The sequence below is a fragment of the Enterococcus sp. DJ147D b genome (genome assembly GCF_058216655.1).
In genome coordinates, this window is record NZ_CM177104.1 from 616020 (window position 1) to 630926 (window position 14907).

The following is a 14907-nucleotide window of genomic DNA, read 5'->3' on the forward strand; positions in this document are numbered from 1 at the left end:
ATTTATGTTCCAAGTCCTTTTTTATCGGGGTCACTTCTGAATAAATTCAGAAATGAAGAAAACGTCTCAATCCACTTTTGTGAACTTTGGGGTATTTCTTGATTTTTGGGGAAAGCAAGAAATAAGTTCGCTCAAGTTTTTTTGAGAGACGCATTTCAGAAATAGTATAGCATAGTCAAAAATAATGAGATAGTTTTATTTTTATTTTATCAAAAATAACTCATCAATTCGTTATTTAATAATTTTGATTCGTTTTCAATAAACACGGAAAATGTTAGAATAAAATTACTTTATGACTAAAGGAGATTTTTAATGAAAAAATTAAAATTATTATTACCAGTATTGGGATTAGCCATTCTTTTATCTGGATGTGCAAAATGGATTGATCGTGGGGAATCAATTACAGCAGTAGGATCTTCTGCATTGCAGCCACTAGTTGAAACTGTTGCGGAAAGCTACCAAACAGAAAATCCCGGAAAATTCGTCAACGTCCAAGGTGGTGGTAGCGGAACTGGTTTATCTCAAGTTCAATCTGGTGCCGTAGACATCGGAAACTCTGACTTGTTTGCTGAGGAAAAATCTGGAATTGATGCAAAAGCTTTGGTAGATCATAAGGTTGCTGTTGTTGGAATCACGCCGATTGTGAATAAAAAAGTGGGTGTCACAGATATTTCCATGGAAGAATTAAAAAAACTATTTACTGGTGAAATCAAGAATTGGAAAGAGCTTGGTGGAAACGATCAGGCAGTGGTTATTTTAAACCGTGCTTCTGGAAGTGGGACACGTAGTACATTTGAAAAATGGGTCCTAGATGGTGAATCTGCAATCCAAGCACAAGAGCAAGATTCAAGTGGAATGGTTCGCCAAATCGTTGCCGACACACCTGGAGCAATCAGCTATGTCGCTTTTTCTTATGTAACAGACGAAGTAGCAACACTTAAAATCGACGGTGTAGAACCAACAGATGAAAATGTAACAACCAATGAATGGACTATTTGGGCATATGAACATATGTATACAAAAGGTAAGCCAACGGAGTTAACGGATGAATTTTTAGCGTACATTCTTTCAGACGAGATTCAAAATAATATCGTTGGTGAACTAGGTTATATCCCAGTTTCACAAATGAAAGTGGAACGTGACTGGGAAGGAAACATCATTTCTGAATAACCTTTACAAAAAATTTACAAACTTAGCGAAACTTTTACATGTTATTAAAACCAAATTGATGTTTGTTTTGTACACTAAACAAGTATGTTAAACCTGAGCAAGGGGGAGTCATCTGTGGAGGATGTAAAAAAAGTATTATTAACAAAATCGAAGCGTTCAAAAATGGAGCAACGTGGAAAATTTATTAGTTTTCTTTGTATCGCTTTAATTGTTTTAGTGGTATTAGCTATTTTTTATTTTGTTGCAAGTAAGGGGTTAGCAACTTTCTTTGTTGATAAGGTGAACGTGTTCGACTTTTTATTTGGTACGAGTTGGAACCCAAGTCAAGTTGGTCCAGATGGAAAACCGATGGTTGGGGCATTGCCAATGATCACCGGATCTTTTATCGTGACATTTTTATCTGCAATCATCGCAACACCATTTGCTATTGGAGCAGCGGTTTTCATGACGGAAATTTCACCGAAAAATGGAACAAAAATTTTACAACCAGTGATTGAGCTGCTAGTTGGTATTCCATCAGTAGTTTATGGGTTTATTGGTTTATCTGTGATTGTACCGTTTGTCCGTAACGTCTTTGGTGGTACAGGTTTCGGGATCTTGGCCGGAACATTTGTCTTGTTTGTTATGATTTTGCCAACGGTCACAACGATGACTGTTGATGCGCTGAAGTCTGTGCCTAGACATTATCGGGAAGCATCATTAGCTTTAGGCGCAACGAGATGGCAAACTATTTATAAAGTGGTTCTTAGAGCGGCCGTACCTGGAATTTTGACAGCAGTTGTTTTCGGAATGGCACGTGCATTTGGAGAAGCATTGGCGATCCAAATGGTTATTGGGAATGCAGCATTGATGCCAACTAGCCTAACAACACCTGCATCAACTTTGACTTCGATTTTAACAATGGGAATCGGAAACACGATCATGGGCACGATTGAAAACAATGTGTTATGGTCCTTAGCTTTGATCCTGTTATTGATGTCATTATTCTTCAATATTATTATCCGCATGATTGGTAAGAAGGGAGCCTTAAAATAAGATGAATGCAAAACGTTCCGATAAAATCGCAACTGGTATTTTATATGCCGTTTCTGGAATCATTGTTTTGATTTTGGCTGCTTTGTTACTGTATATTTTAGTACGTGGGATTCCTCATATCTCTTGGTCGTTCTTGACTGAACCTTCCAAGGCCTATCAAGAAGGTGGGGGTGTAGGAGTTCAATTATTCAACTCCATCTATTTATTACTGATTACAATGATCATTAGTTTTCCCTTATCACTTGGTGCAGGTATCTATCTTTCTGAATATGCAAGTAAGAACTGGCTGACAGATGTAGTCCGTACTTCTATTGAGATCTTGAGTTCATTACCATCTGTCGTTGTTGGTTTGTTTGGTTTCTTAGTCTTTGTTATTCAGTTTCAATATGGTTTCTCTATTTTGTCTGGTGCGTTAGCGTTGACTGTGTTTAATCTACCGCTTTTGACAAGAACGGTGGAAGAATCATTACAAGCTGTTCATTACACACAACGAGAAGCAGGCTTAGCTTTAGGTTTATCACGTTGGGAAACAGTTTTAAAAGTTGTTGTTCCAGAAGCAACACCGGGGATTTTAACGGGGGTCATCTTGAGTTCTGGAAGAATCTTTGGTGAAGCGGCTGCCTTGATTTATACCGCAGGACAAAGTGCGCCAGCTCTTGACTTTAGTAACTGGAACCCATTGAGTGTTTCAAGTCCGATTAGTATCTTCCGCCAAGCGGAAACATTGGCTGTTCATATTTGGAAAATCAATACTGAAGGAACGATGCCAGATGGTGCTGCTGTATCAGCTGGAGCATCAGCCGTACTGATCATTGCCGTCTTGCTCTTCAACTTTGGCGCACGCGCGATTGGGAAACGGTTATACCGTAAAATGACTTCAGCCTAAGGAGAAGAAGAAACTATGAAAGAATACAATTTGAATGATACAAATATCATCACAATGCCTCCGGAAAAGAAAATTGCTTTACACACGGAAGATTTACATGTCTGGTACGGTGACAATGAAGCAATCAAAGGTGTTGATTTAGAATTTGAAAAAAATAAAATCACTGCCTTGATCGGTCCTTCTGGTTGTGGGAAGTCCACTTATTTACGTTCACTGAATCGAATGAATGATGGAATTGCAAATACAAAAATCACGGGAAAAATCATGTATAAGGATGTTGATGTCAATGCACCACAAGTCGATGTGTATGAAATGCGCAAACGAATCGGCATGGTATTCCAGCGTCCTAACCCATTCAGTAAATCAATTTATGAAAATATCACGTTTGCTTTGAAGCAACATGGCGAAAAAGATAAAAAGAAACTAGATGAAATTGTTGAAACTAGTTTGAAACAAGCCGCTTTGTGGGATCAGGTCAAAGATAACCTTGATAAAAGTGCATTAGCCTTATCAGGGGGGCAACAGCAACGTCTATGTATTGCCCGCGCAATTGCAATGAAACCAGATATTTTATTATTGGATGAACCAGCAAGTGCATTAGATCCTATTTCGACAGGTACTGTGGAAGAAACCCTAGTGAACTTGAAGGAAGACTTTACTATCATTATTGTCACGCACAATATGCAACAAGCTGCGCGTATCAGTGACTACACAGCATTCTTTTACTTAGGGAAAGTGATTGAATACGATCAAACGAAAAAGATATTTACTAGACCGAAAATTCAAGCAACCGAAGATTATGTGTCCGGTCATTTTGGTTAAAACGGAGGCTTCACTATGACAAAAGAAATTATTTCATCAAAAGATCTTCATTTATATTATGGTAAAAAAGAAGCTTTAAAAGGCATCGACTTAAGTATCAACCAAGGTGAGATTACTGCGATGATTGGACCTTCAGGTTGTGGAAAGTCCACTTACTTGCGTTCATTGAACCGAATGAATGACTTGATTCCTGGTGTAACGATTACCGGTAGTGTGCTGTATAAAGGAAAAGATATCTACGGTCCTAAAACGGATACCGTTGAGCTAAGGAAAGAAATCGGTATGGTATTCCAACAGCCTAATCCCTTTCCTTTTTCAATCTATGAGAACGTTATTTATGGGTTAAGACTAAAAGGCGAAAAAGATAAAAAAGTGTTGGATCAAGTAGTTGAAGAAAGTCTGAAAGCTGCCTCTGTTTGGGATGATGTGAAGGATAAACTGCATAAGAGCGCATTATCTTTATCTGGTGGGCAACAACAACGGGTATGTATCGCACGTGTGTTAGCAGTCAATCCAGAAATTATTTTATTAGATGAACCAACAAGCGCGCTTGACCCTGTTTCAACTGGAAAAATTGAAAGTATGTTGTTAGAATTGAAAGAGAATTATACGATGATCATGGTTACACATAATATGTCACAAGCTTCTCGTATCTCAGATAAAACAGCTTTTTTCTTAGATGGCCATTTAATTGAATTCAATGATACAAAGAAAATTTTCATGAATCCAGAAAAACAAGAAACAGAAGATTACATCTCAGGACGATTCGGATAAGGGGGAAATAAAATGCTACGAACGCAATTTGAAGAGGAATTACTAAACCTTCATAATCAATTTTATGAAATGGGTATGATGGTCAGCAGTGCGGTGCATAAGTCTGTTCGCTCTTATGTGAAACATGACAAAGCCCTTGCACAAGAAGTAATCGAAAACGATACAAATATCAATGATATGGAAATTCGTTTAGAAAAGAAAAGCTTTGAAATGATTGCTTTACAACAACCAGTAACGACAGACTTGCGTATGATTATTACAGTTATGAAAGCAAGTTCTGATTTGGAAAGAATGGCGGATCACGCGGTATCTGTTGCAAAATCAACGATTCGCGTCAAAGGACAAACGAGAATTCCTGAAATCGAAAAAGAAATTTCGGATATGTCGGACTATGTTAAGAAAATGGTTGATAATGTATTGGTTGCCTATGTCAAAACGGACGAAAAAGACGCTCGAACAATTGCAAATATGGATCAACGTGTAAATGAATATTTCAATCGAATCTACAATGCAACAATCAAAAATATGGAAGCTAATCCAGAAACAGTCATTAGTGGAACAGACTATTTAAATGTTGCGAGTTATTTGGAACGTATCGGTGACTATGTGACCAATATTTGTGAGTGGATCGTTTACTTGGCGACGGGAAAGATTACGGAATTGAATACGACCCATGATGAAATTTTTTAAAAAGGTTGTGGCGCAAAGCGTGTAGCTCCGAATAGATAACGAGCAAGCACTCAAAATAGCTTTCTATATTTTGAAGTGAATGCAAGTTATATGAAGGAGTTGCTTTGGGAACACCGTGAAAAAGGTTGTGGCGCAAATCGTGTAGCTCTGACAGGATAGTGCACAAGCACTTTAAAAAGTTAGAACGCAACAACAAAAAACAAACTCACCTTTAAGAGGCTAGGAGAAAACGCAATTCGTTTTCTCCTAGCCTCTTTTTTTAGTATGATTAATGAGTAGATGAAATGACGGAAGATGGAGAAAAAGTTACATCTTAAGTCCTATGACATTTTCTTCAAATGAAGGCATAATATGGATGTAAGGAAAAGTTGCAAACAATATTTGCTCAAGGAGGCAATTTCCATGAAAGAAAGAGAACGTATTTTAGATTTAGTAAAAAAAGGAATTCTTTCGACAGAAGAAGGTTTAGATTTGTTAGAAAGTATGGCAACTGAAAAAGACGAAAAGTTAATTAAAAAAGAAGCAGACAAAGTAACTGCTAGTCATAAAGAAAAAGATCAAGTAAGTCAATTGATGGATGATTTAGAAAATGACGAAGAAGAAACTCTCGCTGATCCTGAAATCGATCCAAAGGAAAAAGAAAAACAAGACCAAGAAAACTTAGAAAAAATTCTTGATGAATTAGCAACAGAAGCAAACAAAGCATCTGCACATTTAGATGAAGTGAATGCTGAACTACAAGAAAATCGACAAGCACGCAATGACAAACAGGAAGCATTGATGCAGTTGAACACGAAAGAAGAACTAGATGAGTTAACCCCAGAAGAACTTGAACAACGTCAAACATTGGAAAGTGAAATCCAAGGGTTAGAAGCAGAAGGCAACAAGCTAGTTGAACAACAATTAAAACTTGAAGCAGAATTAAAAGATATTCGTAAAAATCAATGGTCAGAAACAAAAGATTCAATTGCTGAAAAGTTTGAATTACCAGATGATTGGAAAGAACAAGCAACGGATACATTGAACCAAGTTGGTGAAAAAATGTCTGAAGCGGGTAGCCAATTAGGCAAGTTCTTGAAGAAAACATTCCAAACCGTTTCTGATTCTGTGAACGACAATATGGAATGGAAAGACGTCAATTTACGTGTTCCTGGCATTGCGACAACAAAATTTGAACATGAATTTTACTATGAAGCACCAGAAGCAAGTATTATTGACATCAAAGCAGCAAATGGGAACGTGATTTTGAAAACTTGGGATAGCGAAGATGTCAAAGTAGAAGCAAAAATCAAACTCTACGGAAAAATGACAGCTGAACCATTTGATGCCTTTTTAGAAAGAAGTCAGATCGAGGTCAATGAAGACCATATTTCTTTCCAAATTCCGAATAAACGTGTACGAGCAGATCTTGTTTTCTACTTGCCAACTCGTTTGTACGACCACGTAGCAATCAAGTTGCTTAACGGGAACATCACAATCAAAGGTCTAGAAACGAAAGACACGTATGCAAAATCAACGAACGGAAATATCTTAATCAATGAGTTAACAGCAACTATGTTAGAAATTGAAGGAGTCAATGGCAATATTGACGTGAACCGCGGTCAAATTCTAGACTCAATCATTGAAACAGTTAATGGAACAGTCACTATGGCAACAACTCCTGAAAATATTTCGGTATCATTAGTCAATGGAGATGTTCGCTTGACGTTAACAGAAGATTCGCTAAGAAAAGTCGAAGCAAGCTCTGTCAATGGAAACGTGAAAGTAGCATTACCGGAAACGTTAGGTGTCGAAGGGCATGCTAAAACAAGCTTAGGCAGTATCAATAGCCGCATGAGCGAGTATGACGTTGTTCGCGAAAAGAAAGAAAGAACCAATCAAATGTTACAATTCCGTCGTATTTCTGATACAGGAATTGCCCAAGTTCAGTTATCAACCACAACTGGTAATATCTTCTTGAAAGATGCTGAATAAAGGATCAGTAAACAAAGAAACAGTTACAAGATGAACAAAGAATAGCCCAAAAAAAGTGGGCTATTCTGGATTGTTCATTCTTATCTGTATAGTCCAAAAAAAATCGTGGAGCAGACTTTTGTTTCCCAATATTTTCGATTAAAATAGTAAAATAGGTAGGACAGAGGTGAAATAGAATGAAAAAAAAATTAACGAAATCAACTGATAATATTGTATTAACCGGTACACTTGCAGGAATTGCAGAGTTTCTTGGTATAGACCCAACCATTGTTCGTGTGGTGTATGTCTTTTTGAGTCTTGTAGCATTTGGCAGTCCAATTATTTTGTACATTTTACTAGCTATCATCATACCATCTGGTAAATCTTCTCGTACAAACTATGGTCACAATAATGAATACTACCAAAAAAATAATTACCGTGAACAAACGAATAAACGTAAAGAAGCTGAAAAGATCGATGATGATGATTGGAGTGACTTCTAATGTCTTATTTCCAACGAATCGTTGTGAATACTTTGACATTCATTTCACTAGCAGTCATTTTTCCCCAAATGATTCATGTAAGTAGCATTTGGACAGCGGTGTTAGCCAGTTTTGTTTTATCAGTGTTGAACATGTTTGTTAAACCGATTTTAACAATCTTGTCTTTACCGCTGACCTTAGTTACGTTTGGTTTGTTTAGCTTTGTAGTGAACGCGGCAATTTTAAAATTGACTTCCTTCTTTGTCGGAGCAGCTAATTTTGGATTTGCATCATTTGGTGCAGCATTTTTAGTAGCAATTGTTATGTCATTAGTAAATGTTGTTGTTAGTGAGCATAATTTAAATCGTCAGTAACTATGAAAAGATAATGACAAAAAAATCAGCATTTCTTTGTTTAACAAAAGAAAAATGGAGATTGCAGGGAAAGTTCAACAGACTTTTCTTGCAATCTTTTTTTATTTAAAAAAGAAATAAAACGTTTTTTTTATTTGGTAGTAAGTTTGGATAGACAATGATAAAATAAAAATGAACACCCTAATAGAAATGAGGTTGCATGGATATGGCAGAAGTAGTTAAAGTTAGCCAACTGGTTGAAAAATTATCTTTAGAAATCGTGACCGGCGATGAAAAAAGTTTAGAGCGTGTCATAGTCACAGGTGACATTTCACGTCCAGGCTTAGAATTGACCGGTTATTTTAGTTATTATTCACATGATCGGCTTCAGTTATTTGGAAGCAAAGAAATTAGTTTTGCAGAGCGCATGATTCCAGAGGAACGTTTGATGATCATGCGACGCTTATGCAGCGAAGATATGCCCGCGTTTATTATCTCCAGAGGTTTATCTGCACCAGAAGAAATGATTCAGGCTGCAAATGAACATGGGATGGCTGTTTTGCGTTCACCAATTTCAACATCACGTTTGTTAGGAGAACTTTCTAGCTATTTAGACGGACGATTAGCACCACGAACAAGCGTCCATGGTGTTTTAGTGGATGTTTATGGATTAGGTGTCTTGATCCAAGGTGATAGTGGTATTGGTAAGAGTGAAACAGCGCTAGAGTTGATCAAGCGTGGTCACCGTTTGATTGCAGATGACCGAGTAGATGTCTATCAACAAGATGAACTGACCGTGATTGGTGAACCACCAAAAATTTTGGAGCATTTGATTGAGATTCGTGGAATTGGGATCATCGATGTCATGAACTTGTTCGGTGCAAGTGCGGTACGTGGCTCGATGCAAGTGCAATTGGCAGTCTATTTAGAGGCTTGGGCGAAAGATAAAAAATATGATCGGTTAGGTTCGGAAGATACGTCGGTTGAAATTGCAGAAGTCGGCATCCCACAAATCAAAATCCCAGTGAAGACTGGACGAAATGTGGCGATCATCATTGAAGTTGCTGCGATGAATTTCCGTGCGAAAACAATGGGATTTGACGCAACAAAAACATTTGAAGAACGATTAAGTCGTTTAATCGAAGAAAATTCAGGAAATTAATAAATAAGGAGTGACAAAATGCTCGCACAAATCAATCGAGTAGCGTTTGAGCTTGCCGGTATCCCTATTTATTGGTATGCATTGATCATTGTTTCAGGGATCATTATTGCCATGTGGCTAAGCACAAGGGAAGCAGTCAGAGTCGGTATGAAAGCAGATGACGTGACGGATTTCATGCTATGGGGATTACCACTTTCAATCATCGGTGCTCGTTTATATTATATTCTTTTTGACTTACCGCAATATATTGCAGACCCAATCCAGATTTTTAATATTCGCTCGGGTGGGCTAGCAATTTATGGGGGACTGATTGCTGGTGGACTTACAATGTATTTCTTCACCAAGTATCACTTTATCTCGCCGTGGACTTTTCTGGATATCGCAGCACCTAGCGTGTTGCTTGCACAAGCCATTGGACGGTGGGGAAATTTTATGAATCATGAAGCTTTTGGTCCAGAAACAACTCGTAGCTTTTTAGAAAGTCTACATTTACCACAGTTTATTATTGAAAATATGTACATTGATGGCGCGTTTCGTCAACCGACTTTTCTCTATGAATCTGTATGGAGTTTGCTAGGCGTCGTCTTGTTATTGGTATTGAGGAAACGACCACATCTGCTAAAAAAAGGAGAAGTTTTTCTTTTATATCTTATCTGGTACAGTTTCGGACGTTTCTTCATCGAAGGACTTCGAACAGATAGCTTATACTTCTTAGATGTCATTCGTATTTCTCAATTACTTTCAGCGGTACTATTTATTGGAACCATCGCCGTATTCATTTTACGTCGTAAAAAAGATAAAAATCTAACAGATTATGATCGAAGTTTTGGTGAGAACCAATCAATTATTTAAATTGATCAAGCAAACAATGTTCCGTGCAAAGGAGTGATTAAATGCAACAAAAAATCGCAGTGTTAGGTCCTGGGTCATGGGGGACGGCACTAGCTCAGGTGCTTGCAGAAAATGGTCATGATGTAAGGATCTGGGGACACCGAGCAGAACAAGTAACTGAAATCAACACAAAGCATACGAATCAACGATATTTACCAGAACTGAAGTTAGCAACATCTATTCGGGCGTTTACTGAAATGGAAGAAGCCTTAGCTGAGGTAGATACTATTTTATTCGTGGTGCCAACGAAAGCCATTCGCTCTGTTGCGCAAGAAGTAATAATGAAAATGACACCAAACACGAAGCCTGTCATCATTCATGCCAGCAAGGGATTGGAACAAAAGACCCATAAGCGCATTTCAGAAATTTTACTAGAAGAAATCCCAGTGGAACAAAGAAAAGCAGTCGTTGTCTTATCTGGACCAAGTCATGCTGAGGAAGTAGTCAATCATGATATCACAACAATCACAGCAGCAAGTACGAATACAGAAGCTGCAAAATACGTCCAAGAATTATTTATGAACAGTTATTTCCGAGTTTATACCAATCCTGACGTCATCGGAGTTGAGATGGGGGCAGCGCTGAAAAATATTATTGCGATCGGCACAGGAGCCATTCATGGTCTGGGTTTTGGCGATAATGCCAAAGCTGCAATCATGACAAGAGGCTTAGCTGAAATCAGTCGTTTAGGCGTTGCAATGGGTGCTAACCCGTTAACCTTCATTGGATTAAGCGGTGTTGGTGATCTGATCGTCACAGGGACGAGTGTTCATTCTCGTAATTGGCGGGCGGGAAATTTATTAGGACAAGGCCAAAAATTACCCGAAGTATTGGAAAATATGGGGATGGTAGTCGAAGGTGTCAATACGACACAAGCAGCTATGGAATTAGCCCGTAGTATGGGTGTGGAAATGCCGATAACACAAACGATTTATGAAGTTCTCTATGAAGGAAAAGATATCAAAAAAGCAGCAAAAGAAATTATGCTACGTGATGGAAAAGTTGAAAACGAATTTTCATTAACTATTTTTTAAAGGAGTCGTCAATCATGAAAGTAAAAAAAGCAGTTATTCCAGCAGCTGGATTAGGAACAAGATTTTTACCAGCTACGAAAGCAATGGCCAAAGAAATGTTACCAATCGTGGACAAACCAACGATTCAATTTATCGTCGAAGAAGCATTGAAATCAGGTATTGAAGATATTTTGATTGTTACTGGAAAAGCGAAACGTCCAATTGAAGATCATTTTGATGCCAATATTGAACTAGAAACAAATCTTCGTGAAAAAGGAAAAAATGATTTATTGAAATTAGTTGAAGAAACAACTGATGTTAATCTACATTTCATCCGTCAATCTCATCCTAAAGGGTTAGGACATGCTGTTTTGCAAGCCAAAGCATTTATCGGTAATGAACCATTTGTTGTCATGCTTGGTGATGACATCATGGAAGACAAGATTCCGTTAACACAGCAATTGATCAATGACTATGAAGAAACGCATGCTTCAACCCTTGCTGTGATGGAAGTACCACATGAAGAAACATCAAAATATGGTATTATCAATCCAGGCGGCGAATTAGAAAAAGGGCTGTACAATGTGAAAAACTTTGTAGAAAAACCAGATCCAAGCAAAGCACCAAGTGACTTAGCAATCATTGGCCGTTACTTGTTGACTCCAGAAATCTTTGATGTTTTAGAAAACCAAGAACCTGGTGCGGGAAATGAAATCCAATTAACGGATGCCATTGACACTTTGAATAAAACACAGCGCGTCTTCGCTCGTCAATTTACAGGTCAACGTTTTGATGTGGGAGACAAATTTGGGTTTATGAAAACAAGTATTGAATATGGATTAAAACATCCAGAAGTTGGTGCGCCATTAAAAGAATATATCATTGAGTTGAGCAAAACATTAGCAACTCCAGCAAAAGAAACAAAAAAAGTTGAATCAAAAGAAAAATAAGTTACTTTTGCGTAAGAAAGAGCCTCAACTACTCATAGTTTACTAGTAGTTGAGGCTTTTTTTTTCATAAAAACAAGAATTGGTAGTATTTTATTTGTCTAAAAAAATGGGAAATGCTATTCTTAAGAGGAGAGACAAGGGAAGGAGATTGATTATGACAGGCGGAGAAATCGCAGGATTGATTGCAGCAATTGCCTTTGCTGTGTTAGTAGTATTTTTAGTACGAATTTTGATGCAAGTATCAAAAACGTTAGAAAAAGTGGATAAAACTGTTGCAGAAGCAAATACAACGATTGCCATTGTAACAAAAGATGTGGATATCTTATCACGACAAGTAGAAGGTCTACTTGTGAAAAGTAATGACTTGCTTGAAGATGTCAATGGGAAAGTCGCAACAATTGATCCATTGTTTACAGCTGTAGCTGATCTAAGTGAAAGTGTTTCAGAATTGAATTCTTCAAGTAAAAATTTAGTGACAAAAGTTGGCGGTATTGGTAAGACAACCGCTAAGGCAACGGTTGCTGGAAAAGTCGGCGGAACAGCAATGAAATTTTTTAAAAATAAAAAACAAGATGAACAGACAGGAGGAATTTAAATATGGCTAAAAAAGGTGGATTTCTATTAGGTGCAGTAATTGGTGGAACAGCAGCGGCAGTGGCAGCGTTATTGTTAGCACCAAAATCAGGAAAAGAGTTACGTGATGAGCTAGCAGCACAAGCAGATGATTTATTGGATGCAGCTTCAGATTATACTGATCTTGCAAAAGAAAAATCTGCAGAATTAACAGATATCGCAAAAGAAAAAGCGGCAGACCTCTCACAACAAGCAGGTGAGTTAGCTGGAAATATCAAAAATAAAGTCGATCAAACGACTGACCAAGTAAGTGATGAATCAGATGATATTTTAGTTAATTTAAAAGAACAATCAGCAGACCTATCTGATCGTTTTAAAAAATCAGCAGACGAACTAAAAGAGCAAACAGCAGATTTAGGCAGTCTTGCAAAAGACACAACAGCAGATATTGCAGGAGATGTGAAGGTTTCTGCAGTACAAGCAAAAGAAACAGTCAAAGATGGTGTTGCAGAAGCAAAACCTGTCGTTGAAGATGCAAAAGATTTAGCAGACATGGCAAAAGAAGATGTAAAAGATGCTACTAAAAAAGTTGTAGAAGAAAAATAAACTACATTGTTAAAGAGGGCAGGTCGGAATAATTTCCGATCTACCCTCTTTTTGTGTTAAGTATCGTGGAGTGAAATCAATTTAAACAATCCGTTTCTTTGTTTGCTAAATGCCATTAGTAAAATGAGCCTCTGTGTGCTATAACCTCAAGTCACGGTGTTCCCCAAGCAACTTCCAGGGCAATAAGTCTTCTTGTCATAAAAAACATAGGAAGCCATTTTTAGGCAAGCATCCTTATTGCTTGAAGCTGACCACTTGGAGCCACAACCTTATTCCAAAATCAACAATTCTTTAGGCGTTGTCGTAAATGGCACACAGCCATCTTTCGTTACATAAACACAATCTTCAATACGCACACCAACTTGCTCAGGAATATAAATACCTGGTTCAAGAGAGAAGCACATACCTTCTTCAATAACTAAATCGTTACCTTCAACTAAAGATGGATATTCATGAACAGTTGTCCCAATTCCATGTCCTAAACGATGATTGAAGTATTCACCATAGCCATAGCGATCAATTACACCACGAGCAATCTGATCCAATTCACCAGCAGTAATTCCAGGACGAACAGCATCATGGGCTGCTAGCTGAGCTTCTAATGTGATAGTGTAGATTTTTTCTTGGAATTCAGTTGGTTTTTTGTAAGCAATCGTTCGAGTTGCGTCACTACAATAACCGTCCCAAACAACACCTAAGTCGAATAGGACCAGTTCGTTAGGTTTAACAGGTGTATTTCCTGGTGCACCATGAGGACTAGCAGCATTTTTTCCAGCTAAAACTAACGTATCAAAAGACATTTGTGAAACGCCTTGTTTTTTCAATTGGTATTCAATTTCAGCAATGATTGCTTGTTCTGTAATACCTTCTTTTACTGCTTGGAAGCCAATTTCAAAAGCAACATCTGCCCATTTTCCAGCAGCAATCAATTTATCTTTTTCTTCAACTGTTTTGATCAATTGCAAACGTTGAATCACTGAAGTCAAGTCTGTAAAGAAATCTGTACCAGATAAAATATCTGACAGATAGTCAAAACGTTCAACAGTCAAAGCATTTTTTTCTATCCCAACATTACCGGGTTGACCATAGCGTGCGCGAATTTCTTTGCCAATGATTTCCCAAGGGTTTTCACTGTCAAGGTAACCGCGAACATCAAATGTCCAACCACTATTTTTTGCATCATCAACTTCTAAAGCTGGTGTAAATAAAAATGGGTCTTGTTCTAATGGAATGAATAACGCAAGCACTCGTTCGTGGGGATCACTTTCATAACCTGAGAAATATGCGATATGTCCAGGATCACTGATGTAAGCAAGCGCAACCTGATTATCTGCCATCCATTGACGCAATTCATTGATTTTTACATTGTTCATTTAGCTTCCTTCTTTCTGATAATTCAAACTATTTCTCATTGTAACATTAAATTTTTCGAAAGACCATTCCGATAAATTGAAAGAAAAACATAATTTTCATGAAAACACTGTTAAAACGGTTGCAATCCACAAAATAATTTGATATTCTAATTTAGAAATGTAAGTCGTATTTTC

The 14907-nt window shown here is 37.6% G+C and carries 16 protein-coding genes; 15 read left to right on the forward strand and 1 reads right to left on the reverse strand.

Translation table 11 applies throughout. The features are described from left to right. Positions 1-312 precede the first annotated feature (312 nt). The 15 genes from AC4BD1_RS03035 (at position 313) to AC4BD1_RS03105 (ending at position 13360) form a co-directional block, all read left to right on the forward strand. Entirely contained in the window at positions 313-1170 is an 858-nt protein-coding gene (locus AC4BD1_RS03035) for a phosphate ABC transporter substrate-binding protein PstS (protein ID WP_206907186.1), read from the forward strand. Positions 1171-1284: 114 nt separating this feature from the next. Further along, positions 1285-2205 carry a phosphate ABC transporter permease subunit PstC gene (gene pstC, locus AC4BD1_RS03040; RefSeq protein ID WP_206898440.1) on the forward strand — a complete coding sequence of 307 codons (921 nt, stop codon included), beginning with the start codon at positions 1285-1287 and terminating at the stop codon, positions 2203-2205. 1 nt (position 2206) lies between these two features. After that, entirely contained in the window at positions 2207-3091 is an 885-nt protein-coding gene (gene pstA / locus AC4BD1_RS03045; RefSeq protein WP_206898441.1) for a phosphate ABC transporter permease PstA, read from the forward strand. A gap of 15 nt (positions 3092-3106) precedes the next feature. Further along, complete coding sequence (gene pstB, locus AC4BD1_RS03050; RefSeq protein WP_206898442.1) at positions 3107-3913, forward strand: phosphate ABC transporter ATP-binding protein PstB; 807 nt, start codon at positions 3107-3109, stop codon at positions 3911-3913. A 15-nt stretch (positions 3914-3928) separates the two neighbouring features. Beyond that, positions 3929-4687, forward strand: a complete 759-nt coding sequence (gene pstB, locus AC4BD1_RS03055; RefSeq protein ID WP_206898443.1) for a phosphate ABC transporter ATP-binding protein PstB — start codon at positions 3929-3931, stop codon at positions 4685-4687. Positions 4688-4699: 12 nt separating this feature from the next. Further along, positions 4700-5377: a phosphate signaling complex protein PhoU gene (gene phoU / locus AC4BD1_RS03060; protein WP_067483819.1), complete on the forward strand. Its 678-nt coding sequence runs from the start codon at positions 4700-4702 to the stop codon at positions 5375-5377. A gap of 402 nt (positions 5378-5779) precedes the next feature. After that, positions 5780-7351 carry a daptomycin-sensing surface protein LiaX gene (liaX, locus tag AC4BD1_RS03065; RefSeq protein ID WP_490466953.1) on the forward strand — a complete coding sequence of 524 codons (1572 nt, stop codon included), beginning with the start codon at positions 5780-5782 and terminating at the stop codon, positions 7349-7351. A gap of 176 nt (positions 7352-7527) precedes the next feature. After that, positions 7528-7833, forward strand: a complete 306-nt coding sequence (locus tag AC4BD1_RS03070; RefSeq protein WP_206898445.1) for a PspC domain-containing protein — start codon at positions 7528-7530, stop codon at positions 7831-7833. After that, positions 7833-8186, forward strand: a complete 354-nt coding sequence (locus tag AC4BD1_RS03075) for a phage holin family protein (RefSeq protein ID WP_206898446.1) — start codon at positions 7833-7835, stop codon at positions 8184-8186. Before AC4BD1_RS03070 ends, AC4BD1_RS03075 begins: the two co-directional genes overlap by 1 nt. A gap of 205 nt (positions 8187-8391) precedes the next feature. Next, on the forward strand, positions 8392-9327 hold the full coding sequence (gene hprK / locus AC4BD1_RS03080; protein WP_067483827.1) for an HPr(Ser) kinase/phosphatase: 936 nt from the start codon (positions 8392-8394) through the stop codon (positions 9325-9327). A gap of 18 nt (positions 9328-9345) precedes the next feature. Further along, a complete protein-coding gene (lgt, locus tag AC4BD1_RS03085) occupies positions 9346-10179 on the forward strand; it encodes a prolipoprotein diacylglyceryl transferase (RefSeq protein ID WP_206907189.1) in 834 nt (277 codons plus the stop codon). A gap of 41 nt (positions 10180-10220) precedes the next feature. Further along, a complete protein-coding gene (locus AC4BD1_RS03090) occupies positions 10221-11252 on the forward strand; it encodes an NAD(P)H-dependent glycerol-3-phosphate dehydrogenase (protein ID WP_206907192.1) in 1032 nt (343 codons plus the stop codon). A gap of 14 nt (positions 11253-11266) precedes the next feature. After that, complete coding sequence (gene galU, locus AC4BD1_RS03095; RefSeq protein ID WP_242589819.1) at positions 11267-12181, forward strand: UTP--glucose-1-phosphate uridylyltransferase GalU; 915 nt, start codon at positions 11267-11269, stop codon at positions 12179-12181. Between the two features lie 154 nt (positions 12182-12335). Further along, positions 12336-12776: a DUF948 domain-containing protein gene (locus AC4BD1_RS03100; protein ID WP_206898449.1), complete on the forward strand. Its 441-nt coding sequence runs from the start codon at positions 12336-12338 to the stop codon at positions 12774-12776. Positions 12777-12778: 2 nt separating this feature from the next. Continuing rightward, the gene (locus tag AC4BD1_RS03105) at positions 12779-13360 is read left to right on the forward strand and encodes a YtxH domain-containing protein (protein ID WP_490466954.1); all 582 of its coding nucleotides are present in this window, start codon (positions 12779-12781) and stop codon (positions 13358-13360) included. A 269-nt stretch (positions 13361-13629) separates the two neighbouring features. On the opposite strand, the gene AC4BD1_RS03110 is transcribed toward AC4BD1_RS03105, so the two are convergent. Further along, positions 13630-14733: a M24 family metallopeptidase gene (locus tag AC4BD1_RS03110; protein ID WP_490466955.1), complete on the reverse strand. Its 1104-nt coding sequence runs from the start codon at positions 14731-14733 to the stop codon at positions 13630-13632. Between the last annotated feature and the right edge of the window lie 174 nt (positions 14734-14907).

Bases quoted from the DNA above. Each gene is read 5' to 3' on its own strand.
- AC4BD1_RS03035 (WP_206907186.1), top strand. From the start codon at position 313: ATGAAAAAATTAAAATTATTATTACCAGTATTGGGATTAGCCATTCTT.
- pstA (WP_206898441.1), top strand. From the start codon at position 2,207: ATGAATGCAAAACGTTCCGATAAAATCGCAACTGGTATTTTATATGCC.
- pstB (WP_206898442.1), top strand. From the start codon at position 3,107: ATGAAAGAATACAATTTGAATGATACAAATATCATCACAATGCCTCCG.
- pstB (WP_206898443.1), top strand. From the start codon at position 3,929: ATGACAAAAGAAATTATTTCATCAAAAGATCTTCATTTATATTATGGT.
- phoU (WP_067483819.1), top strand. From the start codon at position 4,700: ATGCTACGAACGCAATTTGAAGAGGAATTACTAAACCTTCATAATCAA.
- liaX (WP_490466953.1), top strand. From the start codon at position 5,780: ATGAAAGAAAGAGAACGTATTTTAGATTTAGTAAAAAAAGGAATTCTT.
- AC4BD1_RS03070 (WP_206898445.1), top strand. From the start codon at position 7,528: ATGAAAAAAAAATTAACGAAATCAACTGATAATATTGTATTAACCGGT.
- AC4BD1_RS03075 (WP_206898446.1), top strand. From the start codon at position 7,833: ATGTCTTATTTCCAACGAATCGTTGTGAATACTTTGACATTCATTTCA.
- hprK (WP_067483827.1), top strand. From the start codon at position 8,392: ATGGCAGAAGTAGTTAAAGTTAGCCAACTGGTTGAAAAATTATCTTTA.
- lgt (WP_206907189.1), top strand. From the start codon at position 9,346: ATGCTCGCACAAATCAATCGAGTAGCGTTTGAGCTTGCCGGTATCCCT.
- AC4BD1_RS03090 (WP_206907192.1), top strand. From the start codon at position 10,221: ATGCAACAAAAAATCGCAGTGTTAGGTCCTGGGTCATGGGGGACGGCA.
- galU (WP_242589819.1), top strand. From the start codon at position 11,267: ATGAAAGTAAAAAAAGCAGTTATTCCAGCAGCTGGATTAGGAACAAGA.
- AC4BD1_RS03100 (WP_206898449.1), top strand. From the start codon at position 12,336: ATGACAGGCGGAGAAATCGCAGGATTGATTGCAGCAATTGCCTTTGCT.
- AC4BD1_RS03105 (WP_490466954.1), top strand. From the start codon at position 12,779: ATGGCTAAAAAAGGTGGATTTCTATTAGGTGCAGTAATTGGTGGAACA.
- AC4BD1_RS03110 (WP_490466955.1), bottom strand. From the start codon at position 14,733: ATGAACAATGTAAAAATCAATGAATTGCGTCAATGGATGGCAGATAAT.